The sequence below is a fragment of the Sphingobacterium haloxyli genome (assembly GCF_002980525.1).
Taxonomy (GTDB): Bacteria; Bacteroidota; Bacteroidia; order Sphingobacteriales; family Sphingobacteriaceae; genus Sphingobacterium; species Sphingobacterium haloxyli.
The window spans coordinates 18,232-40,781 of the sequence record NZ_PVBQ01000016.1 but is presented as its reverse complement, the minus strand read 5'-3'; the positions used below and the strand labels follow the sequence as shown (position 1 = coordinate 40,781).

Sequence of the window (22,550 nt, the reverse complement as noted above, 5' to 3'; positions counted from 1 at the left end):
AGGTAGAAACCGAAGTTTCTAAGCATGTGTACGGAGAGAGCCCACATTTGATATGACAAATATACAAATAGTGGGCATTTTCTCACCGCAGCTTTACATGCTTTAAGATTTCCTAGGTCTGTCGAGCAAAGCTTCTTAGTGCAAAAACACGATACATCACATCATCTAAATATGTGAATGTATAGGCAAATATAAATAAGCAGGATTAATAATGCAAATTAATTGAATAATTTTTAAGACAAAATAATTCGTGATTTTGAATATGGGAAATCACGAAGGAAACATTATTGGAAATAGGATTCAATTAATAATGGAAATCTTAGGTCTGGAGGTATCTGGCTTCGAAATGCTGACTAGTGTCTCTTCAAGTCACCTATATGCTATACTTAATGGTAATCGTAGACTTACAATGGAAGTAGCGAATCAAATAGGTGAAAAAATAGGCTTTGATGGGTGGAAAATACTCCATGTAAACTATGAAATACCATTATCTATCAGACAAAATTCAAATATCTTGCGTTTCTACAAAGAATACTCATCTGTTCCTGACTATTTTATTGACACCCGAGATGAAAGAAAAAAGTCCTATTTCGTCAAACAACTTGTTATATCCTCAAACTTTTTTAATGAGGAAAGATACGTGTGGGAAGTTAAAAATAAGACTAAAGAAGCAAATAGGAAATTCACAAGTAAAGAACTAAGCCAAATTTTGAAAAGCCTATATGAAAATAAATTTTTGAATAGACAAAAAAGACAATATAGAAATAAAAAAGGTGCTGTTTTAGAAAGGTTGGTTTGGGTTTATTATAAAGATTAGACCATTAAAAGAAGATTCGCAAACAGATTCCTAAGTCTTCTCAGCCGTAAGCTTTCGACCGAAAGCAATGTCTAAGAGGATATGCTCCAGCTTTTCATCACTCACGTTTAATTTTTATCTTTGTTTGCTACATAGCGATCTTTTCAGTTCGTTATGTTATCTTACGCATTATTGGAAGATAAAAGAAGAATAGTCATTCTGACCATAGAGATATAACCTTTACAGAAAGAATAATTAGTGACGTATATGGAAATTACTGCTGAATATAAAGATTGGATTACTGAGGTCAAGGCGAAAGTTCGTTCTTCTCAGATCAAGGCTGCTTTGGCAGCCAACTCAGAACTTATAAGGTTCTATTGGGAACTTGGTCAAATGATCAGTGAGAAACAAGTCAAATGGGGAGATAACTTGATTGACCTTGTAGCGAAAGAATTAAAATCAGAGTTTCCAGATATGAAGGGATTGTCTCGAAGTAACCTCTTTTATGCCCGCCAATTTTATATATTTTATCAGGACACAGAAAAGTCCAACGATTCGTTGGACAAATTATCCAACAATATGTTGGACAAAGTCCCTTGGGGACACAATATACTGATATTCAGCAGATCAAAGAGTATTATCGAAGCTTTATTCTATGTTCAACAGACGATAGAAAATGGCTGGAGCAGAGACATATTAGCACTACAAATAAAATCCAAATTGTACGAACGGACAGGAAAGGCAATTACAAATTTCACAACAACACTACCCGATACTAAATCCGAACTCGCACAACAAACACTCAAAGATCCTTATATTTTCGACTTTGTCAACATGACAGCAAGAAGTAAGGAAAAAGACATTGAAGAACAGTTGACACAAAACATACTACGGTTCTTGCTTGAGTTAGGCAAAGGATTTGCATTCATCGGCAGACAATATCGACTGGAATTAAGTGATAAAGAGTATTTCATCGATTTATTGTTTTACCATATCCCTATGCAATGTTATGTGGTCGTTGAATTAAAGAACAAAGATTTTCAGCCAGAATATGCTGGAAAACTTAATTTCTATCTGACACTGGTTGACAAGACACTCAAGCGTCCAACCGAAAATCCGACTATCGGTATATTACTCTGCCGAGATAAAAATAACCTTGAGGTTGAATATGCTCTACAAGATATAAACAAGCCAATGGGTGTTAGCGGATTTGAAATAACCGAAATATTGCCCGATGAACTAAAGAGCAGTCTTCCAACAATAGAAGAAATTGAAGAGCAATTGAAAATCGACGGCAATGGCGAAGACTGATTTACGTGAGATAGCCTTAAATACACCATTATGTAAACATTTATATAAAGTCTGATCTATAGAAACTACAGAAGTCCAATTGATATACAGATAAAGCTATTCGATAATTACGTATCATTTTTCAATCCGGGAAAACTTATGGGAGACCTTACCACGCAAGATCTAGAAAAAGACAATTATCGTGCCTACGCCCGGAATAAGCTGATAGCGGAGGCTTTTTATCTAACAGGGGATATCGAAAAGTATGGAAGCGGCTTTTTGCGCATCCGTCAAGAGATTTCCACCTATCCAACCATGAAACAGCCTGTTTTTGAAAACTTCCAACATGGGTTTAGGGTCATTGCCTATGCGCATAATATAGAAACTGTGGGAGAAACTGTGGGAGAAACTGTGGGAGAAACTGCAAAAGGAACCTCTGCTTTAGTACTCTCTTATATAAAGGACAATCCGCACATCAGGAGAGACGAACTCGCTGAAAAAACCCAGCTCTCCGTTAGGGGGGTCGAATACCAATTGGCAAAGTTGCGTCAAGCTAAGTTAATAGAAAGGATTGGCTCTACGAAAAGTGGATATTGGAAAATAATAGAGTGATTTCATGATAACTGCATTTCAAATAGCGAATTTCTTGGGGTTCAACTCCATGGAGGCAACACATTTAGCTGCTGTCGGGAACTTGTCAATAAGGAAGCGCGGATAAGCTGACGACCAATATAACGTTCAAAAATCAGCAAAACATACAATTTTCCTTTGGTGACAGTACAACCAACAGTATCGTGGAATACTTGTTAGGGATTCGTCGATAAAATTGATAATAGGCAATATTGACAGCTTAATATCAAATTTTCTATTTTAAACTGACAAAATGAATCGTTTTTGTTATCTTCAAGCCAAATCATAACGAATGGAATATGGTTTGCAGGAGAAAGAGAAACAGCAAAAAAGTTAAAAGAAATAACGACTATGTATTGGATTATATTTATTGGGATTGCGGTTATCAGTTGGATTGTGCAATCGAGGTTTAAGAACAAGTTTAAAAAATATTCAGAAACCCCCTTGAGTTCGGGACTTTCCGGCGCTGAAATTGCTCAGAAAATGCTCCATGAAAATGGGATCTACGACGTGAAGGTTCTTGTAGCTAACGAGGGCGGTCTGTCCGACCACTACAATCCGGCAAATAAGACGGTGAACCTCAGCAACGAAGTATACCATGGCCGTAGCGTAGCTGCTGCTGCCGTTGCGGCGCACGAAAGTGGTCACGCCGTACAACATGCGACTGCCTATTCCTGGTTACAGTTTCGTTCGGCGATGGTACCTGTTGTGAGTATAGCTTCTCGCCTAACTTCTTGGGTATTGATAGGTGGTGTTTTGTTAATGGCCTTTAGCGGGAATCCATGGATCTTAGCAGTTGGTGTGGGAGCGCTTTTCTTGACGACACTATTTGCCTTCGTGACCTTACCGGTAGAGTTCGACGCATCGGGCAGAGCACTGAAATGGCTGGAGTCAGCTAATGTTACACACAGCCGAGATGAACACGATGGCGCGAAAGACGCGTTGAAATGGGCCGCAATGACTTATGTGGTGGCAGCTTTGTCAGCACTGGTAACATTATTGTACTATGCTTATATCCTCTTCGCTAGAAGAGATTAATGATAAGATGGATATACACATAATAAAAAATGCGACTGACTCCGTCGCATTTTTTATTGTTTAATGGATTCCCCGTTGAATGATGAAATAAAATTCGACACTATTTTGTAACTTTGGCACTTAGCACATTTTAAGACGAGAAATAAAACATGTTTCAGAATTTACAGGATAAACTGGATAGAGCCTTTAAAGTATTAAAAGGGCAAGGAAGTATCACTGAAATAAACGTCGCGGAGACGATGAAAGAAATTCGCAAGGCATTGTTAGATGCCGATGTGAATTATAAAACAGCCAAAACATTTACCGACGAGGTCAAGCAAAAAGCGTTAGGTCAGAATGTACTCACCAGTATTTCGCCGGGGCAATTGCTGACTAAAATCATGAACGATGAACTGACTTCCCTTATGGGAGGAACAGTCACCGATCTGGATATAACACACAACCCTACGATTATACTGATCGCGGGTTTGAACGGTGCGGGTAAAACCACATTCTCCGGCAAGCTGGCTAACTATCTTCGTGACAAAAAGGGTAAGAAGCCGCTGTTAGTTGCAGGAGACGTTTATCGTCCGGCTGCGATTGACCAATTGCAAGTATTGGGTGAACAAGTGAACGTTCCTGTCTATGTCAATCGCGACTCCACCGACCCTATAGCTATTGCTATGGAAGGTGTAGCGGAAGCCAAACGCAATGGAAATAACATAGTTATTATTGATACAGCCGGACGGTTGGCCATCGACGAAGCTTTGATGACCGAAATAACGGCAGTGAAAGAGGCAACTCAACCGCATGAAATCCTGTTTGTGGTGGATGCTATGACGGGACAGGATGCTGTCAATACGGCTAAAGCGTTCAACGATCGTCTGGATTTCACGGGGGTAGTGCTGACGAAATTGGACGGTGACACACGTGGAGGTGCAGCGTTATCCATCAAATCCGTAGTCAATAAACCGATTAAGTTTATTGGTACCGGCGAGAAAATGGAAGCGCTAGATGTATTCCACCCAGACCGCATGGCCTCTCGTATCTTGGGGATGGGAGACGTAGTTTCTTTGGTTGAACGTGCACAACAGCAGTTTGATGAGAAAGAAGCGGCAGAGCTACAAAAGAAAATCCGGAAAAATAAATTTGACTTCAACGATTTCAAGTCCCAGATTCAACAAATTAAGAAAATGGGTAATATGAAGGACTTGATGGGAATGATCCCCGGAGTCGGCAAAGCCATTAAAGATGTAGAAATAGAGGACGATGCTTTCAAACCGATCGAAGCAATTATCGACTCTATGACGCCTTTTGAAAGAGAAAATCCAGATGCGATTGACACAAAACGCCGCATGCGTATAGCGAAAGGTTCAGGAACAGATATTAACGAGGTGAATAAGCTCATGAAGCAGTTTGCAGACATGCGTAAGGTCATGAAACAAATGTCTAATCCGGCTATGGCAGCGAAGATGATGCGTAATATGCCCAAAATGCCTGGAAAACCTTTTTAAAATAATATTTTGTAATTTTGCCTTATGGATGACCCCGCGCAGCTCTCGGAATATGGAAAGATACTATTAATAGCGATAGTAGGTATCCTTTTGGTGTGCGCAACCATTTTGTTGGCAAAAATACTATCGCCAAAGAAACCAAATCCTGAAAAACTAAGTACATACGAATGTGGTGAAGAGGCCACTGGAAACGCCTGGATACAGATAAACCCACGGTTTTATGTCATTGCTTTGGTCTTCCTACTATTTGATGTGGAACTGATTTTCGTATTTCCTTGGGCAACGGTTTTCGGGAGTAGGGAATTGGTCGCTGCCGATGGGCGTTGGGGATGGTTTACCTTAGTGGAAATGGGTATGTTTTTGGGTATCCTAGTCGTGGGATTGGTATATGTATGGAAACGGGGTGACATTTCGTGGATTAAACCCGCACATGTAGAACCTCGTGTTTCTGTAGGTATTCCAGCTACGGCCTACGAGCAATTGAATAACAAACAATATCACGTCCGTGACTATAAGGCAGCAGTTCTTGAGGATACTGCTGATACAGGTGTAAAAGTGGCTCGCAGTGGAGGGTTGGCATTTCGGCCAAAATTCAAGAAGTCAAATTGATTAAAACATGGATGCAGCACAAAATGGAGGGGTAATCATCGCTAAGATGGACGATTTGCTGAATTGGGCAAGGTTATCGTCTATGTGGCCGGTGAGTTTCGGGATCGCTTGTTGTGCGATCGAGATGATGGGCGCTATGGCTTCGACCTATGACCTAGATCGCTTAGGCGTGTTTCCGCGTCCATCTCCTAGGCAATCGGATGTAATGATCATTGCGGGCACCGTGACCTTCAAGATGGCCGATAGGATAAAAAAACTCTACGAACAAATGCCAGACCCCAAATATGTCATATCGATGGGTTCCTGTTCAAATTGCGGCGGTCCGTATTGGCAACACGGCTATCACGTGGTAAAAGGTGTAGACAAGATTATTCCTGTAGATGTATATGTACAGGGGTGCCCACCGAGACCAGAAGCACTAATCGGTGCATTTTTAGAACTTCAAAAGAAAATACAGACAGAAAATATATTACAAGATCAATATTTTTCTGAACAAGCTTAATATATTTTTAAAAACACTATGGCAAAAGATTTTTATGGCGAGTTGCAATTAGGTATTCTTGGCGGAGGCCAGTTGGGCCGCATGCTCATACAAGAAGCTATCAATTATAACGTAAACGTGCATATATTGGATCCTGATAAAAATGCACCGTGCCGTAAATTGTGTAACCGTTTTGAATGCGGTTCCTTAAATGATTTTGATACAGTCTATAATTTTGGTAAAGATTTAGACATGATCACCATCGAAATCGAAAAAGTAAATGTAGATGCTTTAGAGAAGTTGGAGGGCGAAGGTGTTATTGTATATCCACAGTCCCGAATCATTCGATTGATTCAAGACAAAGGTTTACAAAAACAATTTTTTAAACAGAACGATATTCCTACCGCAGCTTTTCAGCTAATTTCTAACAAAGAAAATTTATATGAAACGGCTATCCCTTTACCGTATATTCAGAAGCTCCGCAAGGATGGCTACGATGGTAAGGGCGTAAAAAAGATCAATAATCCATCAGCAATAGAACAGGCCTTTGAAGAGCCTTCTTTAGTAGAAGAGTTAGTTGATTTCGAAAAAGAAATTGCCGTAATTGTTGCCAGGAACGATAAAGGCGACGTATCGACCTTTCCGTTGGTAGAGATGGAGTTTAATCCAGATGCGAATTTGGTGGAGTTTTTGATATCTCCATCGACATTACCTTTTGAGATCCAGACGCAAGCTGATGAAATTGCTAAAAAGATAGCAGAGGACCTACAAATTGTCGGACTCTTGGCAGTCGAAATGTTTCTTACAAAAGAAGGCGAGATTTTAGTAAATGAGCTTGCTCCTCGCCCACACAATAGTGGGCATCATACGATTGAGGGAAATATCACCTCTCAATTCGCACAACATTTGCGTGCGATTTTCAATTTACCACTGGGCGCTACGACGGCGAGAACGAATGCAGTAATGATAAACCTATTAGGTGAACCAAGGTATGAGGGGCTTGCTAGATACGAGGGCGTGGAGGACGTACTTGCCGTTGAAGGCATATTTGTTCATTTATATGGAAAGAAGTATACAAAACCTTTTCGCAAGATGGGTCATGTGTGCATTGTGAATGACGACCGTGATTTAGCGATAAAAAATGCACGTTGGGTACAAAAAACATTAAAGGTAAAGGCTTAAAAAGATGAACCGAGAAAATATTGCACAAGTAGGTATAATCATGGGTAGCAAATCCGATCTTCCCGTGATGCAGGATGCCATCGAAGTATTGAAAGAGTTGGGAGTGACTTTTGAAGTGTCCATTGTTTCAGCCCATCGTACACCCGAACGTATGTACGAATACGCGAAATCAGCCGCAACACGCGGACTGAAAGTTATTATCGCAGGAGCCGGCGGTGCCGCGCATCTACCGGGAATGGTTGCTTCAATAACCCATTTACCTGTAATCGGTGTTCCGGTAAAATCCTCCAATTCTATTGACGGTTGGGATTCGGTGCTTTCTATATTACAAATGCCTAATGGAATTCCGGTGGCAACCGTCGCATTGAATGCCGCAAAGAATGCAGGAATTTTGGCGACCCAAATTTTAGCAACTTCTTCGGAGGAACTAGCAACGGCGGTCCTGGCCTTTAAGGCAGGGCTGAAAGCAAAAGTCGAAGAAACTGCTGAAGAAGTCGAGAATATGGGTTTTTAACCCATATTCAATAGCATATTATGTTCCTCGATCATTTTCCGTAAATTGTTGAGTGCATAGCGCATCCGACCAAGTGCCGTATTGATACTCACATCGGTTATTTCAGCAATTTCTTTGAAGCTCATATCACAAAAATGTCGCATAATTAGAACCTCTTTTTGGTCGTCAGGTAACTTTTGAATAATCTTTCGCAAATCCACATCGCGTTGATTAGTCATTAATTTCGACTCGGCGTTATCGTCAGCAAACTCCAACACGCCAAAAATATCATATCCCTCGCTGCTCACCACCGTGGGGCTACGTTTTTCTTTCCGAAAATGGTCAATCACCATATTTTGAGCAATACGAACTACCCAAGGCAAAAATTTACCTTCGTCGTTATAACGTCCGGATTTTAGTGTTTTGATTACCTTTATAAAGGTTTCTTGAAAAATATCTTCCGCGAGATATTCGTCTTTCACTTGTAGATAGATAGATGTATATATTTTCGTCTTATACCTATTCAGTAGTACCTCTATCCCCGACTCATCCCCTGATACGTATGCCTGAATCAACTCAAGGTCACTCTTATCTTTTAACGTTTTCATAGTAAATCACCAGATTTATGTTTGAATTTATTTTAAAGAGTAAAGTGTTTTATAGGCGTCCTTCCGTTTGTATAATCATACCTCAAAGCAAATGAAAAATAACGATGATTCAAATTAAACAATTGTTTTTTAACATTTATTCACACATGTTCTGCATTTCTGTATACAACAAATAAATGTATAGAATGGTTTATTTATTAGCCGCTTTATGCTGTAGATACCATAAAAAAAGGTGAGCAGTATGTGCCCACCTTTATATAATTTAATAATACTAGTTACTATCTATATAATGGGAACTGTGCCATCAAAGTTTTCACTTTACCGTGGATAGCTTCTAAGGCAGCCTCATTCGCTCTGTTGGCCAAAGCTTCATCAATCAATTCACCAATTTGGATAATTTCGTTCTCCTTAATACCACGTGTGGTAACAGCTGCCGTTCCGAAACGTACACCCGAGGTTACAAAAGGAGATCGAGTATCAAATGGTACCATGTTTTTATTCGTTGTGATACCAGCTTTGCCTAACACCGCTTCGGCATCTTTACCCGAAATATCCTTGTTACGTAGGTCAACTAACATCAAATGGTTGTCTGTACCACCGGAAATGATCTTGTAATCACGGTCTACAAAGAATTGAGCCAATGCCTGTGCATTCTTCTGCACTTGTTTAGCGTATGTCAAGTAATCATCGCTCAATGCTTCGCCATATGCTATCGCTTTAGCTGCGATCGTATGTTCCAAAGGTCCTCCTTGTGTACCTGGAAATACAGCCAAATCCAGCAACTGGGTCATCGTACGGATCTCTCCTTTCGGTGTTTTAATGCCCCAAGGATTTTCAAAATCTTCTCCCACCATAATCATACCGCCACGAGGACCACGTAATGTTTTATGTGTAGTTGTAGTTACAATATGGCAATGCGGAAGCGGATCGTTCAACAAACCTTTTGCAATCAATCCGGCAGGATGTGAAATATCCGCCAATACCAATGCTCCAATTTCATCAGCCACCTTACGGATACGGGCGTAATCCCAATCGCGAGAATAAGCGGAAGCACCACATATGATCATTTTAGGTTTTTCGCGCAGCGCCGTCTCTTCCAGCTGTTCGTAGTCAATAAGACCCGTATCTTCTTTTACTCCATAAAATAATGGTTGGTAAATTTTACCCGAAAGATTTGCCGGCGACCCGTGTGTTAAATGCCCTCCGTGCGATAGATCAAGTCCTAAAATTTTATCACCCGGTTTTAATGTGGCTAAGAAAACCGCCGCATTAGCTTGCGCTCCAGAGTGAGGCTGTACGTTTACCCATGTTGCACCAAATAGCTTTTTTGCACGATCAATGGCAATCGCTTCAACTTCGTCAACCACTTCACAACCTCCGTAGTAGCGTTTCCCAGGCAAGCCTTCCGCATATTTGTTCGTTAAAACCGAACCAGCGGCTTCCATCACTTGTTTGCTTACAAAGTTCTCAGAAGCGATCAATTCGATGCCTTCTTCTTGGCGCTTTAGCTCATCTGCTATTAGGTTAAAAATGACCTGATCTCTTTCCATTATGTTATTATTAAGGAGTATTATAAAAAACTTCTATATTTTGATGCAAAGATAATATAAATCCACAAAAAATTTAGGAATGTTGTATTATTGTCAAAAATGGTCAGCTTCCAAAAGCTTCTTTAAAGAAAGATGTAAATTTGTAACAACGACATACATTAAACGACACGTAATGAGTACAGAAACTATAACAAATACGGCTCCCGTAACCTTGACTGAAGGAGCTGTAGCGGAACTGAAAAAGTTGATCGACCAACAGGAAATCGGCGCAGATTTCGGCTTGCGTGTTGGCGTAGAGGGCGGAGGCTGTTCCGGGATGAGCTACATACTGGGATTTGACCAAAAGAAAGACGGCGACAACGAATATATGATAGCAGGAATGCGCGTTTTCATGAATAAGTCCCACGGGCTCTATTTGGCAGGTATGGAAATAGACTTCAAAAGTGGTTTGGAGGCCCGCGGTTTCACATTCAACAACCCAAACGCCTCAAGTACATGCGGCTGCGGAAGTTCATTTTCAGCATAATTAAGGTGGCGGGCCAATCTCGCCCGCCTTACTTTTAAAAAACATCGCTTAACCTCCCAGCAGAAACAACCGTTAGCTGGTGCCCGGACGTTTCCTCGGTCAGGACACAAACCAAACCAAGTACTACTATTTTCAATTTAAAATCACTAAATTAGCGACCTTTAAAAAACAATCGCAATTTCGGATGTATAAGGAATATAAGCAGTTAAACCTGCCTGAAATAGGTAGAGAAATACTAAAACGGTGGGAATCGAATAATATCTTTGAAAAAAGTATATCAAATCGTCCGGCCAACAAACCCTATACGTTTTACGAGGGTCCTCCCTCCGCGAACGGTATGCCGGGCATCCACCATGTAATGGCGCGCTCAATCAAGGATATCTTTTGCCGCTATAAAACTTTAAAAGGTTTCCAGGTGAAGCGTAAAGGTGGATGGGATACACATGGCTTGCCTATTGAGTTGGCCGTTGAAAAAACATTGAACATCACTAAAGAAGATATTGGTAAAAAAATCAGCGTCGAAGCTTATAATGAGGCTTGTCGGAAAGAGGTAATGAAATATACCGACGTGTGGAATGACCTCACGCAAAAAATGGGCTACTGGGTCGACCTCGGTGATCCCTATATCACGTATCAAAACGAATACATCGAGACCCTCTGGTATCTACTGAAAGAACTTTACAACAAAGGTCTTTTATACAAAGGTTATACGATACAACCTTATTCTCCTGCGGCGGGAACCGGACTAAGTTCGCATGAATTAAACCAACCGGGAACCTACAAAGATGTAAAAGATACTACCATTGTTGCTGAATTCCGGTTAGACAAAGCACAGGTACATCCACTCATGGCTACCTTGGTAGAATCTGAGGATGAAGATGTGGCCTTTATCGCATGGACGACGACGCCGTGGACGTTGCCCAGCAACACAGCTTTGGTCGTTGGTAAAAACATTGATTACGTCAAGATAAAAACCTTCAATCAGTACACAGGTCTGCCAGTATCTGTTATTTTGGCTAAAAATCTTATCGGCAAGCACTTTAAAACGGAGGGGCAACAAGCGCCGTTCCAAGATTATAGTGTAGGTGATAAAATTGTACCGTGGGAAATAGCTGCGGAATTTAAAGGTGATGCGTTGGTAGGCTTACGCTATCAACAACTAATGCCTTATATAACCAGTGAAGAGTTGATCGAAAAAGCTTTCCGGGTCATTCCAGGGGATTTCGTGACCACAGAGGACGGTACCGGTATTGTGCATGCTTCACCGACCTATGGAGCGGATGACTTTCGTGTGTGTAAAGAGAATGACGTTCCGGCAATTTTGGTACGAGACGAAAATGGCAAAGATATGCCTACCGTCGATCGTACGGGTCGTTTCATCAAAGAGATAACCGATTTCGCAGGCCGTTTTGTTAAAGAAGAGTACTATTCTACAGAAGAGCGTGCAGATCCAGCTTTTCGCCCGACGGATGTCCTTATAGCTATCAAGCTCAAAGAAGAAAACAAGGCTTTTGATGTCAAGAAGTATGAACACACCTATCCACACTGTTGGCGTACCGATAAGCCGGTGCTGTATTATCCGCTAGATAGTTGGTTTATCCGAACGACAGCCGTAAAGGAAAAACTGGTTGCACTAAACCAAACCATCAATTGGAAACCAGAAGCTACCGGCTCCGGGCGCTTCGGAAACTGGCTGGAAAATTTGGTAGACTGGAATCTTTCCCGCTCTCGTTATTGGGGCACACCCCTTCCGATATGGCGTTCAGTGGACGAAAATGAAGAAATCTGTATAGGTTCATTGCCAGAGTTAAAAACATTGCTCGAGCAAGCTATACTGTCGGATGTACTCAACACAGAGGAGAAAGCTGTAAATCAATCTTATCTGGATAAATTCGGAACGGACACGTTAGATCTGCATCGCCCATATGTAGACGATATTGTCTTAGTTTCTGACAACGGCCAAAAAATGTTCCGTGAACCGGACTTAATTGATGTATGGTTTGATTCTGGAGCAATGCCTTATGCACAGTGGGGAATCGATCATGACAAGCTAGCTCGGGGCGAAGAATATCCGTTCAACGACGGCTACGAGCACGCTTTTCCGGCTGATTTTATTGCTGAGGGGGTCGACCAAACACGCGGGTGGTTCTTTACTCTTCACGCAATTTCCACCATGATTCGTGGATCGGTAGCTTTTAAGAACGTGGTATCTAATGGCTTGGTACTAGACAAAAACGGAAATAAAATGTCCAAGCGTTTAGGCAATGCTGTTGATCCCTTCATTACCATCGATAAATACAGCGCTGATGCAACCCGTTGGTATATGATCAGCAATGCAGCACCTTGGGACAACCTCAAATTCAATGAAGAAGGTCTGGATGAGGTCCGTCGCAAATTTTTCGGCACCCTATATAATACCTATGCTTTCTTTGCGTTGTATGCCAATATCGACAATTTTAACTACAGTGAACCAGACATCGCTATCGAAAAGCGTCCGGAAATTGATCGCTGGGTTATTTCTTTACTGAACAGCTTAACCAAAGAAGTGGATGAACACTACGCTGACTTTGAACCCACTAAAGCTGCGCGTGCTATACAAAATTTTGTCGACGAGCATTTAAGTAACTGGTATGTACGCTTATGTCGTCGCCGTTTTTGGAAAGGTGAATATACCGACGATAAAATTTCGGCATACCAAACGCTCTACACCTGTTTGGATACCGTAGCGAAGTTAATGTCTCCTATTTCACCATTCTTCTCCGACCGTTTGTACCTCGATTTAAATGCAGGTGCTGAAAAAGAATCCGCTGAATCGGTACACTTGGCAGATTTCCCTGCTTATCATGCGGATCTAGTAGATAAAGATCTAGAGGAACGTATGGCGCTAGCACAGGATATTTCGTCATTGACGTTATCTTTACGAAAGAAAACGGGTATCAACGTTCGCCAACCGCTAAATAAGATTTTAGTCCCGGTATTGAATAATACCTTTCAGGAAAAAGTCGAAAAAGTCAAGGAGCTTATCCTTTCGGAAACAAATATTAAGGAAGTATCGTTCATTACGGACACCGCGGGCATAATCAAAAAGAAAATAAAGCCCAATTTTAAAGTTCTTGGCGCAAAAGTAGGGAAAGATATGAAAATGGTAGTAGCCGCCATCCAGTCCCTACGTGACGAGCAAATTGTAGAATTAGAAAACCAGGGGACCTTGGAATTAACAGGCACACCCTACCATATCACACCGGAAGATGTGGAGATTATAGCCGAGGATGTCGCTGGTTGGCAGGTTGCAAATCTTGGGAAATTAACCGTAGCATTAGATATTCATATTACACCGGAACTTAAAAAAGAAGGGCTATCTAGGGAACTGATTAACCGTATCCAAAATCTGCGGAAGGAGAAGGGTTTCGAGGTCACCGATAGAATTAATGTTGTATTAACTCAAAATACTGAAATACAACAAGCTGTAGAAGATAATTTATCGTATATTTGCACCGAAATTCTGGCAAACTCTGTTGATTTTACAGAGGCATCATTGGAGTCTGGAGATACTATCGAAATTGATGGTAAGGAGTTAAGAGTAATTGTTGATAAAATTTAATTATTAGAATGAGTACAGAAAAAACACGCTACAGTGATGCTGAACTTCGAGAATTTAAAGATATTATTCTTGAAAAGCTTCGCATCGCAAAAGAAGAGCTCGCAGCTTTAACTTCAACGCTGAGCAGCAGCAATGCTAATGGAACAGATGATACCGCTGGAACGTATAAAACCTTGGAAGATGGTTCAGCCACATTAGAAAAAGAACAGACAAACCAGCTCGCAGCTCGTCAAAAAAAGTTTATTGACAATTTAGAGGCTGCTTTGGTACGTATCGAGAACAAAACGTATGGTATCTGCCGCGAAACGGGTAAGCTAATCCAAAAGGAACGTTTAAAAGCAGTACCGCATACGACCTTGAGCATTGAAGCAAAAAACAAACAGTATTAACAATTAAAAGAAAAATAAAATGGAGATGTTCAAAATACAACTTTTAAACGTCTCCACTTTTATCTAATTATGAAAGGCTATAACCGACCACTCTTACTGATTGCCGTTATCTTGTTTATCGACCAAGTATCGAAGTTTTGGGTGAAACTCAATATGACCATCGGGCAAGATTTCAATATCATTGGCAACAAGTTCCTCATTCATTTTATTGAGAATAACGGAATGGCCTATGGTATGGAATTTGGTGGAGAGTTCGGGAAACTTTTCCTCACGCTATTCCGAATCGTCGCCGTGATTGGTATAGGATATGGGCTGCATTACATGGTTAAAAACAAATACCATCGAGGCTTTATTCTAAATGTGGCATTGATATTTGCCGGTGCTTTGGGCAATATTATTGATTCTACGTTTTACGGCACTATATTTAGCGAGAGCACATTCTACGAGAAAGCTGTTTTATTTCCAGAAGGCGGAGGATACTCCTCTTTGTTTCACGGGAAAGTTGTGGATATGCTTTACTTCCCGCTGATCGAGGGAAATTTTCCTGATTGGTTTCCTATTTGGGGAGGAGAACATTTCCTATTTTTCCGACCGGTATTTAATATCGCAGACTCCGCCATCTCCGTCGGCGTATTCCTTATTTTGATTTTCCAGAAACGTTATTTCAAAGAGGAGCACGAGGAAAAAGAAAGCGTGAACAGCGAAGTTTTGGAAGATTAACTATCTTTGGGACATGAAGAACAAGTCCCCATTTTCTTTTTACTTAATAGCGTTATATTTTCTATTATTTATTCCTTTCCAGTCTGCTTTTGCGCAGATTAATCAAGAAAATCTTAAAAAGCATATCTATTATTTAGCCGACGACAAAATGAAGGGTCGTGGCACGGGCTCTAAACAGGCAAAAAAAGCTGCAAAATATGTCGAAAGACATTTCAAGAAATACGGGTTGGTTCCAAAGGGCGAAAAGGGTTACCGTCAGTCATTCGAAGCACGGGTACGCCGTGTCGTGGTGAAAGACAGTATCCGCCAAGCGGACAACGTTATTGGCTACATTGACAATGATGCTCCATATACCATCGTTATAGGCGCTCATTACGATCATTTAGGAGACGGACGTCAAGGTGGCTCAAGGGACTCGCTCGGTGTCGGCGAAATACATAATGGAGCTGATGACAACGCGTCAGGCGTTGCTGGGTTATTAGAGCTTGCCCGTCATTACAGCGATAATGACACCAAAGAAGCCTTCAATTTATTGTTTATTGCTTTCGGAGCGGAAGAGCTTGGATTGGTTGGCTCTCGGTATTTTACGGAGCATCCTACGATTCCATTGGAAGACATTCACTGGATGTTGAATATGGATATGATTGGTCGATATAATCCCGATAATGGAGTTGCTGTTATCGGCTACGGAACCAGTTCGGAATTTCCGGCTATTTTTAAAACGATAACGAGCGACATCAAATTTAATCTTAGTCGTGATGGAAACGGCGGTTCTGATCAGACGTCTTTTTATAGGAAAGATATTCCCGTTTTGTTTTTCCACACCGGAGGACACGAAGACTACCATAAACCGGGTGACGATCCAGAAAAAATTGATTACCATGCGCTAGAATCGATCTTAAAACTAGAGATCGATGTCATCGACAATTCCATGAAACAAGATAAAATGGATTTCCAATGGACCAATTAAAGCAAACGATTCTTATTACGGGTGCCAACGGGTTTCTCGGACAGAAGTTAATCGAAAGACTAATCGATGAACCACGTTATCGTATAGTAGCTACTTCTCAACGTGAAAACAGGAATTTTATCCAAAAGGGCTACACCTATATTCCATGTAACTTAACCGATGATGTTTCTCTTCAGTCTTTATTGGAAGAAGTTCAGCCGGATTTTATCATCCATACTGCCGCAATGAGTAGCGTCGAGGCTTGCGAAAACGACGCTGCACTATGTGAAAAGATAAATATAGAAGCCGTCTATAAATTGGGGCAATACTGTGCGCGATATGATAAGCATCTTGTTCACTTATCGACCGATTTTGTATTTGATGGAAAAGAGGGACCCTATAAAGAAACCGACGGGACTAATCCTTGCAATGCCTATGGAAAAAGCAAGTCGGTATCAGAAACGCATTTGCTATCTACGGATTGTCGCGCTGCTATCCTACGGACTATTTTAGTGTACGGCATAAACGGAGACACCAAGCGTTCCAATCTAGTTTTATGGGCGAAAGCACAGTTAGAAAATAACAACCGCATCAATGTCGTAAGCGACCAATGGCGAATGCCTACCTTCGTAGACGATTTAGCTGGCGCTTGTATTGCAGCAATGGAAACGGAAGCACGGGGTATATATCACATCTCAGGCGACGAAATGATGTCTATATTGGATATCGTCTATCGAGTAGCGGACTATTGGAAATTAGACAAGTCTCTCGTCAACCCTATCCAAGCAGTTGATATTGGACAGGAAAACAATCGTCCTCAGAAAACAGGATTTATCCTTGACAAGGCAAAAGCGGAATTGCGCTACTCTCCTACCCCATTTACCCAATCGCTAAAGCAGATAGAACAACAGCTTAGTTTTTATAATAGATAATAACCACGACAGTACATGAAAACAAAATTCGCAAAAGAATCTTATACGGAAATGAACGAGCTCGTCCTTCCTAATGACACGAATACCTTTGGTAACTTGATGGGAGGCCGGTTGCTGTACTGGATGGATATTTGTTCCGCTATGGCAGCTCAAAAACATTCCAACAGTCCCGTCGTAACCGTATCGGTGGATAATGTTTCCTTTAAGCGCTCCATCAAACTGGGCGAAGTAGTTACTATACAAGCAAAGGTGTCACGCGCGTTTAGTTCGTCCATGGAAGTACGCATGGAAATCTTTGCACACAACCTACCCGAAGGTACGCGTGTAAAAACTAATGAAGCTTATTATACATTCGTTGCTATTGATGAAAACACCAAGCCTAGAAAAGTGGCCGAATTGATTCCAGAATCTGAGGACGAAATCAGACTATTCGACGAGGCATTGCAACGTCGGGAACTACGGTTGATTCTAGCGGGGAAGATGCAAATCAAAGATGCGAAAAGTCTTAAGCAACTGATCAATTCCGCATCAACACATTAGTTGTTCACTTTCTGTTCCGCGCTCAGAGACAACGTTATTCACTTCCCAGCTCCACGATGCGGTCAAATTCCGCCGGCTTCAGCGGCATTACGGAAAGCCGTCCCTGACGCACCAATGCGATATCTTCTAAGAGCGGGTCGGCTTTTACCATTTCTAACGTTACGGGCGTTTTGAACGCCTCAACGGGCGCTAGATCAACGACCACCCAGCGTTCATCATCTGTAGTGGGGTCTTGGTAAAATTCCTTAACAACTTTGGCTACCCCTACTACTTCTTTCCCTTCGTTACTATGATAAAACAAGACCAGGTCATCTTTCTTCATTGCTTTGAGATTGTTTCGCGCCTGATAGTTACGCACCCCATCCCAAAATGTTTCTCCGTCTTTATTGAATTGTTCCCAACTATATTTAAACGGTTCGGATTTCACTAAGAAATAGTTCATTTTTCGTCCTCCAACACTTCCATTTTTTCCGCAAAATGTGCGCAATAGTCTCGCAGATCTCCAATCACCTTATCCGCCATAGGGTCGCCACCCGATGCACGCAGGAATGTGTCTCCCAGGGTTTGCAGTGTTTCATAAAAGAACCGCTTCATTTCATCATAAGGCATATCCTTTGTCCATAGGTCAATACGCAAAGAATTTTTATATTGGGCGTCCCAAAGCGCCAAGAACATAGCCTTTGACGGCATCTCTTCGGCGGTTTCTCCGTCCGTCGAGGACCAATCAATACGCTCCGGGATGTTCTGTTCGTCTAATGTGACGTTTAGTTTTATTTCTGCTTGTTTCATTTGTAAATTATTATTCATTCGTGTATGCTTCCAATGGTGTTCCCTGAATGCTCCGCCTTTCATAGCACCCGTATAACCACCATCAAGATGCTCACTACCAGTATAAACGCAATTTGGGCAAACCACAATTTTTTCAAATCCTTGAAAATCATACGAAACCCCAAATCTATCAACGACAAAATTACACATAGTGTAATTAGCCAGCCCCATGAGAATGTCATTTCCGTGTCCAAATTCATTTCCGAAATAACCCAAACTAGCACACAGGCCAACGTAATATTCAAGGGGGTGAGCTTCATTGGAATTATTTTTTTCTAAACTTAGCTGGTTTACCTTTACGGTTGGCCGTTTTTCCTTTCGCAGGCTTTTTTGCCCTTGAATTTTCCTTCATCGCGTGCTTCTTTTCGTGAAAAGCACCTTTAAAATCTGGGTTCTCTTTCCGCTTCTGATTGTCGATTTCGCGCGCTATAGCCTGGCTTTCCTGATAATCTGTTTTTTCGACAAAAACCTCGTCAGGAATTGGATGCAATGGGATTTTCTGCCGGATGAGCTTTTCAATTTTGTTGATGTAATATTTTTCTGCCGGATTACAAAACGTTATCGCGTCGCCCTCATGGAATGCCCGTCCTGTTCGTCCAATTCGATGTACATAATCTTCTATCACAATGGGCACATCGAAATTAAATACATGACTGACATTAGAGACATCCAAACCGCGTGCAGCTACATCTGTCGCGACCAAAATGCGGATATTCCCCTCTTTGAAAGCATTAATTGAGTTTATGCGTGTGTTCTGCCCTTTATTAGCATGAATAACCCGAACTTGCTCTTGCCCATATTTTCGTTCCAGATAATGGAAAACATTGTCCGCTACTGTTTTCGTTTTACAGAAGACGATAATTCGATGGAATGATTCATCATCTTGTAAAAGATGCTGCAGGAGGTTAAGCTTTGTCTTCAGGTTAGGCACTTCGTAAAGTGCTTGTGTTACCGTTTGTGCAGGGGTCGCCTGCTCGGTCACTTCTATTACCGTGGGGAAGGCCAGGAAATCGCCCGCTATTTTACGGACGAGTTCGCTCATCGTAGCAGAAAAAAGGAGGTTTTGTCTTTTTCGGGGTACAACTTCCAATATGCGATGGATTTTACCGATAAAACCCATATCCATCATCTTGTCAGCCTCGTCCATCACCAAGAATTTCAGCGATTTGGTAATAATGTCTCCCTCCAGATAGAGATCTAAGAAACGTCCGGGGGTTGCTACGATGATATCGCATCCTTTTGCTAACTGTTCTTTTTGCGTTTTGGGGCCTAACCCTCCGTATAACAGCACGGTACGCAGGTCGAGATAGGCAGAAAACAGACGGATATGCTCTTCAATCTGCATCGCTAGCTCACGGGTTGGCGACAAAATCAACGCTCTGGGGGAATCCCCTTGCGCATATTTCAATTTCATTAACATTGGCAACACAAAAGCGGCTGTCTTTCCCGTACCTGTCTGCGCAATGCCCATGACATCTTGCCCTGCAAGAATCGGCGTAATCGCCTTTTGTTGAATTTCCGTAGGAACAGTATAGCCCGCCTCCGTAACTGCATTTTGCAGTTGTCGGTTGAGCTTAAAATCTTCAAATGATGCCATCCAACAAAGATAAGGAAAAGCACTATTATTTTGATTTAATAAGGAATTAAATCAAATTTGCATATCAAAAATTGGTTGAATATGAAAAAAATTTGGATTTGTATACTCCTTATTACAGTGAGTATGACCACTTTCGCCGATGAGGGGATGTGGTTTTTAATGCATTTAAAACGCCTGAATGAGGCGGATATGCAGAAAAAAGGGCTGAAATTGACCGCTGAAGAAATCTACAGTATCAATAATTCCTCCCTTAAAGATGCCATTGTACAGTTTAACGGAGGTTGTACAGCAGAAATCGTTTCGGGAAAAGGGCTAGTGTTCACAAATCACCACTGTGGTTATGGAGCCATCGCCGAACTCTCCACTCCGGAGAATGATTATTTAACAAATGGATTTTGGGCGAAATCGCTGGATGAAGAATTGAAACCAAAATCACTTTACGTTCGCTTCTTTGTACGCATGGATGATGTTACCAAACGGATATTGAGCTTGGTAAATGATAATATGAACGAAAAAGAACGGGAAAAAATCGTTAACCAAGAGATTGCTAAAATTGAACAGGAAAATAGCGAAAACGGTAAGTATGTCGTCTCCGTAAAATCGTTTTACAACGGAAACGAATACTATTACTTCGTTTACCAAGATTACACGGATGTACGTTTAGTGGGAACACCTCCCAATAGCATTGGTAAATTCGGTGGAGACACAGACAATTGGGAGTGGCCAAGACATACGGGCGATTTTTCTATCTTCCGCGTGTACGCAGATAAAGACGGTAACCCCGCAGCCTATTCGGAAGACAATGTGCCATTAGTACCGAAGCACTTCTTACCTATCAGTATCGGGGGCGTCCAAGAAGGTGATTTCTCGATGATTTTAGGCTATCCTGGACGTACAAACCGTTGGATGCCTGCTGCCGGGATTGATCAAAATGTGGAGTATGCATACCCCGCGTGGGTAGAGGCCTCCAAAGTAGGGATGGACGCTATGAAGAAGCACATGGACAATGATCAAGCGGTAAAACTAAATTATGCTTCGACCTATTCAGGTGTTGCGAATTATTGGAAAAACCGCCAAGGAATGATTGACGCGTTGACCAAACATCGTACGGCAGAAACCAAACGTAAGCAAGAAAGAAAATTCCAAAAATGGGCGAAGAAAAAAGCGAACCGAGAGAAATACAGTACCGTACTCGCCGACATCAATGCATATTATGCCGCGACCAACGAGAAAGCAAGGCACGACAACTACTTGATCGGCATGCTTCGTTCTTCGACATTCGCTCCGCTCCCGTACAGCTTGGGGAATGCTTTAAAAGCGTATGCCGCTGCTAATGAAAAAGGCCGTGCAGATATGCTCCCACGTCTGGAAAGCGGGATTGCAGAAACGTTTGAGAACCTCTATCTCCCACTGGAAATAGATGTATTGTCTGACGAACTAAATCTCTATGCCGCAAAAGCAGGTAATATCGCCCCATATATTCAAGAACTTGCATCTAAAAATAACGGTAATTTCAAAACCGATATCCAAACAGCTTTCGACCAAAGTGTTTTTGCTTCAGTTGACAAATTAAAATCGTTCTTGATCAACCCATCAGAAGATGCAATAGAAAAAGATCCGCTATACCTGATTTCCGTTTCTTTGATGGACAAATACCGCGAAAGAACGCCAGAAATAGAAGCACTAGAGGATAAATTCCAGTCGGCTTATCGTAAATACATAGCTGGGACATTAGAGGCTAATCCGAAGAAAAAGTACTATCCGGATGCGAACTCCACATTGCGGTTGACTTACGGAACCATCCGAGCTTTACCTAAGGATTCCCGCAACGATGCGAAAATTAATAACTATACGACCTTAAAAGGTACGATCGCAAAGTACCAACCGGGTGATGAGGAATTTGATTTACCACAGCGCCTGATAGACCTGTATGAAGCGAAAGACTATGGACGCTATGCCGATAAAGACGGTTATATGCCGGTAAATTTCTTAAGTGATCAGGATATTACGGGTGGAAACTCCGGGTCTCCAGTGTTAAATGGCAATGGCGAGCTAATCGGCTTGGCCTTCGATGGCAACATAGAAGCCATGGCGGGAGATGTTATTTTTGACCCTGTGCTACAACGCACTATATCGGTCGATATCCGTTATGTGTTGTTCATCATCGATAAATTTGCGGGAGCACAAAATATCATCGACGAGCTAAAAATTGTAGAATAATACCGTCAAACGAAATTTATTTTTTGATTTTTAATACAAAAATTGCACTTTACAGCGTTGTTTTTGTATATTTAGCTT

At 41.6% G+C, this 22,550-nt stretch carries 23 protein-coding genes; 17 read left to right on the top strand and 6 right to left on the bottom strand.

Annotated features, from left to right (window positions below; translation table 11 throughout):
* Positions 1-262: 262 nt before the first annotated feature.
* The 9 genes from C5745_RS16515 (at position 263) to purE (ending at position 8,033) form a co-directional block, all read left to right on the top strand.
* Positions 263-817, top strand: a complete 555-nt coding sequence (locus tag C5745_RS16515; protein WP_105718120.1) for a hypothetical protein — start codon at positions 263-265, stop codon at positions 815-817.
* Between the two features lie 246 nt (positions 818-1,063).
* Positions 1,064-2,107 carry a PDDEXK nuclease domain-containing protein gene (locus C5745_RS16510; protein WP_105718119.1) on the top strand — a complete coding sequence of 348 codons (1,044 nt, stop codon included), beginning with the start codon at positions 1,064-1,066 and terminating at the stop codon, positions 2,105-2,107.
* A gap of 51 nt (positions 2,108-2,158) precedes the next feature.
* Entirely contained in the window at positions 2,159-2,698 is a 540-nt protein-coding gene (locus C5745_RS16505; RefSeq protein WP_317046851.1) for an ATP-binding protein, read from the top strand.
* Positions 2,699-3,067: 369 nt separating this feature from the next.
* Complete coding sequence (locus C5745_RS16500) at positions 3,068-3,754, top strand: zinc metallopeptidase (protein ID WP_105718173.1); 687 nt, start codon at positions 3,068-3,070, stop codon at positions 3,752-3,754.
* Between the two features lie 149 nt (positions 3,755-3,903).
* Positions 3,904-5,247, top strand: coding sequence for a signal recognition particle protein (gene ffh / locus C5745_RS16495; RefSeq protein WP_105718117.1), 1,344 nt, complete (start codon positions 3,904-3,906; stop codon positions 5,245-5,247).
* 24 nt (positions 5,248-5,271) lie between these two features.
* A complete protein-coding gene (locus tag C5745_RS16490; protein ID WP_105718116.1) occupies positions 5,272-5,856 on the top strand; it encodes an NADH-quinone oxidoreductase subunit A in 585 nt (194 codons plus the stop codon).
* Between the two features lie 7 nt (positions 5,857-5,863).
* On the top strand, positions 5,864-6,358 hold the full coding sequence (locus C5745_RS16485) for an NADH-quinone oxidoreductase subunit B (protein WP_105718115.1): 495 nt from the start codon (positions 5,864-5,866) through the stop codon (positions 6,356-6,358).
* 18 nt (positions 6,359-6,376) lie between these two features.
* Positions 6,377-7,519, top strand: coding sequence for a 5-(carboxyamino)imidazole ribonucleotide synthase (locus tag C5745_RS16480; protein WP_105718114.1), 1,143 nt, complete (start codon positions 6,377-6,379; stop codon positions 7,517-7,519).
* A 4-nt stretch (positions 7,520-7,523) separates the two neighbouring features.
* Positions 7,524-8,033 (top strand): 5-(carboxyamino)imidazole ribonucleotide mutase, encoded by a 510-nt coding sequence (gene purE, locus C5745_RS16475; RefSeq protein WP_105718113.1) that lies wholly within the window; start codon positions 7,524-7,526, stop codon positions 8,031-8,033.
* On the opposite strand, the gene C5745_RS16470 is transcribed toward purE, so the two are convergent.
* Both C5745_RS16470 and C5745_RS16465 read right to left on the bottom strand, forming a co-directional pair.
* Positions 8,030-8,620, bottom strand: a complete 591-nt coding sequence (locus C5745_RS16470) for an RNA polymerase sigma factor (protein ID WP_105718112.1) — start codon at positions 8,618-8,620, stop codon at positions 8,030-8,032. The two genes, purE and C5745_RS16470, sit on opposite strands and share 4 nt — an antisense overlap.
* Positions 8,621-8,898: 278 nt before the next feature.
* On the bottom strand, positions 8,899-10,170 hold the full coding sequence (locus C5745_RS16465) for a serine hydroxymethyltransferase (RefSeq protein ID WP_105718111.1): 1,272 nt from the start codon (positions 10,168-10,170) through the stop codon (positions 8,899-8,901).
* A 172-nt stretch (positions 10,171-10,342) separates the two neighbouring features.
* Here C5745_RS16465 and C5745_RS16460 point away from each other — a divergent pair, with 172 nt between their 5' ends.
* From C5745_RS16460 to C5745_RS16430, 7 genes are all read left to right on the top strand, one after another.
* Positions 10,343-10,696, top strand: a complete 354-nt coding sequence (locus C5745_RS16460) for a HesB/IscA family protein (RefSeq protein WP_105718110.1) — start codon at positions 10,343-10,345, stop codon at positions 10,694-10,696.
* Positions 10,697-10,880: 184 nt separating this feature from the next.
* Positions 10,881-14,297, top strand: a complete 3,417-nt coding sequence (ileS, locus tag C5745_RS16455; RefSeq protein WP_105718172.1) for an isoleucine--tRNA ligase — start codon at positions 10,881-10,883, stop codon at positions 14,295-14,297.
* Between the two features lie 8 nt (positions 14,298-14,305).
* Positions 14,306-14,686: a TraR/DksA family transcriptional regulator gene (locus C5745_RS16450; RefSeq protein WP_207795827.1), complete on the top strand. Its 381-nt coding sequence runs from the start codon at positions 14,306-14,308 to the stop codon at positions 14,684-14,686.
* Positions 14,687-14,755: 69 nt separating this feature from the next.
* The gene (locus C5745_RS16445; RefSeq protein ID WP_105718108.1) at positions 14,756-15,406 is read left to right on the top strand and encodes a lipoprotein signal peptidase; all 651 of its coding nucleotides are present in this window, start codon (positions 14,756-14,758) and stop codon (positions 15,404-15,406) included.
* Between the two features lie 13 nt (positions 15,407-15,419).
* The gene (locus C5745_RS16440) at positions 15,420-16,376 is read left to right on the top strand and encodes a M20/M25/M40 family metallo-hydrolase (RefSeq protein WP_105718107.1); all 957 of its coding nucleotides are present in this window, start codon (positions 15,420-15,422) and stop codon (positions 16,374-16,376) included.
* Positions 16,364-17,287, top strand: coding sequence for an SDR family oxidoreductase (locus C5745_RS16435; RefSeq protein ID WP_105718106.1), 924 nt, complete (start codon positions 16,364-16,366; stop codon positions 17,285-17,287). Before C5745_RS16440 ends, C5745_RS16435 begins: the two co-directional genes overlap by 13 nt.
* Before the next feature lie 15 nt (positions 17,288-17,302).
* Entirely contained in the window at positions 17,303-17,827 is a 525-nt protein-coding gene (locus C5745_RS16430) for an acyl-CoA thioesterase (protein ID WP_105718105.1), read from the top strand.
* A 34-nt stretch (positions 17,828-17,861) separates the two neighbouring features.
* On the opposite strand, the gene C5745_RS16425 is transcribed toward C5745_RS16430, so the two are convergent.
* Genes C5745_RS16425 through C5745_RS16410 form a run of 4 tightly spaced genes read right to left on the bottom strand, consistent with a single transcriptional unit; the run spans position 17,862 to position 20,252 of the window.
* Positions 17,862-18,269: an EVE domain-containing protein gene (locus tag C5745_RS16425; RefSeq protein ID WP_105718104.1), complete on the bottom strand. Its 408-nt coding sequence runs from the start codon at positions 18,267-18,269 to the stop codon at positions 17,862-17,864.
* On the bottom strand, positions 18,266-18,616 hold the full coding sequence (gene gldC, locus C5745_RS16420) for a gliding motility protein GldC (protein WP_105718171.1): 351 nt from the start codon (positions 18,614-18,616) through the stop codon (positions 18,266-18,268). The genes C5745_RS16425 and gldC overlap by 4 nt, the downstream gene beginning before the upstream one ends.
* Positions 18,617-18,675: 59 nt before the next feature.
* The gene (locus C5745_RS16415; RefSeq protein ID WP_243403379.1) at positions 18,676-18,915 is read right to left on the bottom strand and encodes a hypothetical protein; all 240 of its coding nucleotides are present in this window, start codon (positions 18,913-18,915) and stop codon (positions 18,676-18,678) included.
* Between the two features lie 5 nt (positions 18,916-18,920).
* The gene (locus tag C5745_RS16410) at positions 18,921-20,252 is read right to left on the bottom strand and encodes a DEAD/DEAH box helicase (protein WP_105718102.1); all 1,332 of its coding nucleotides are present in this window, start codon (positions 20,250-20,252) and stop codon (positions 18,921-18,923) included.
* Positions 20,253-20,333: 81 nt separating this feature from the next.
* Here C5745_RS16410 and C5745_RS16405 point away from each other — a divergent pair, with 81 nt between their 5' ends.
* Positions 20,334-22,472, top strand: a complete 2,139-nt coding sequence (locus C5745_RS16405; protein ID WP_105718101.1) for a S46 family peptidase — start codon at positions 20,334-20,336, stop codon at positions 22,470-22,472.
* Positions 22,473-22,550: the final 78 nt, after the last annotated feature.